This window comes from Haloferula sp. BvORR071 (genome assembly GCF_000739615.1).
Lineage (GTDB): Bacteria > Verrucomicrobiota > Verrucomicrobiia > Verrucomicrobiales > Akkermansiaceae > Haloferula.
Genome location: NZ_BATP01000066.1, coordinates 1 through 1,002 on the forward strand (window position 1 = coordinate 1; position 1,002 = coordinate 1,002).

The window sequence follows — 1,002 nt, forward strand, 5'->3', positions numbered from 1 at the left end:
CTAGAGCATTTTAAATAATTTCGTAGCCGTTAGATTACCCCGGTGTTAAGTTGCGGCATGGCCGCTCTCTCCATGGATTTGCGCGAACGGATTCTGGCTTCCTACGACCGTGGCGAAGGTACTCGCGAGCAGATCGCCAGCCGCTACAGTGTCTCGCTTGGCATGGTCAAGAAACTCATCCAGCAGCGCCGCCACACCGGCGACATCGCGCCGGGCCATCACCGCAGCGGCCGCAAGCCGCTGATCCTGGAATCCCACAAGAAGGCGATGAGGGAACACTTGAAATGCAAGCCCGACATGACCCTCGAGGAGTTGCGCGACGCGGTTGGCCTCTCCTGCACCTTGCCCGCCATCCACTACGCGCTGGCGGCCATGGAACTCACATATAAAAAAAGACGCTCAGCGCCTGCGAGCAGGACCGCGCCGATGTCCTGAAGGCGCGCAAGAAGTGGCGGCGGCTCCAGCGCGGGCTCGACCCCGCGCGGTTGGTCTTCATTGATGAAAGTGGGGCCAAGACCAACATGACCCGTCTGCGCGGGCGGGCACAGCGGGGCAGCCGCGTGCATGCCGCCGCGCCCGGCGGCCATTGGCGCACCACGACCATGATCTCCTCGATCCGCCTGGACGGCACCACGGCATGCATGACCATCGGCGGTGCCACCGACACGGAGGTCTTCCGGACTTACGTCGAAGCGGTCCTCTGCCCGTCGTTGAAGAAGGGCGACATCGTGATCATGGACAACCTCGCCCCGCACAAGAGCGCCACAACGCTTGAACTCATCGGCAAGGCCGGGGCCGAGGCGCGGTTCCTGCCGCCGTATTCGCCCGATCTCAACCCGATCGAAAAGATGTGGAGCAAGCTCAAGGCGAGCCTGCGCAAATCCGAAGCGCGCACGGTGGATGAGCTGGACGATGCGATCGCGGCGGCGTTGGACAAGGTGACGGCGAAAGACGCCCGCGGTTGGTTTGCCTCTTGCGGATACAGTTTTATTTAAAATGCTC

2 protein-coding genes are annotated in these 1,002 nt (G+C 62.2%); both read left to right on the forward strand.

The window, feature by feature from the left end; genetic code table 11:
- Nucleotides 1-57 precede the first annotated feature (57 nt).
- The gene (locus tag BV071_RS36050; RefSeq protein ID WP_035616479.1) at nt 58-435 is read left to right on the forward strand and encodes a hypothetical protein; all 378 of its coding nucleotides are present in this window, start codon (nt 58-60) and stop codon (nt 433-435) included.
- Nucleotides 432-995: an IS630 family transposase gene (locus tag BV071_RS36055; protein WP_265595158.1), complete on the forward strand. Its 564-nt coding sequence runs from the start codon at nt 432-434 to the stop codon at nt 993-995. Before BV071_RS36050 ends, BV071_RS36055 begins: the two co-directional genes overlap by 4 nt.
- Nucleotides 996-1,002: the final 7 nt, after the last annotated feature.

Bases quoted from the DNA above. Each gene is read 5' to 3' on its own strand.
- BV071_RS36050 (WP_035616479.1), top strand. From the start codon at position 58: ATGGCCGCTCTCTCCATGGATTTGCGCGAACGGATTCTGGCTTCCTAC.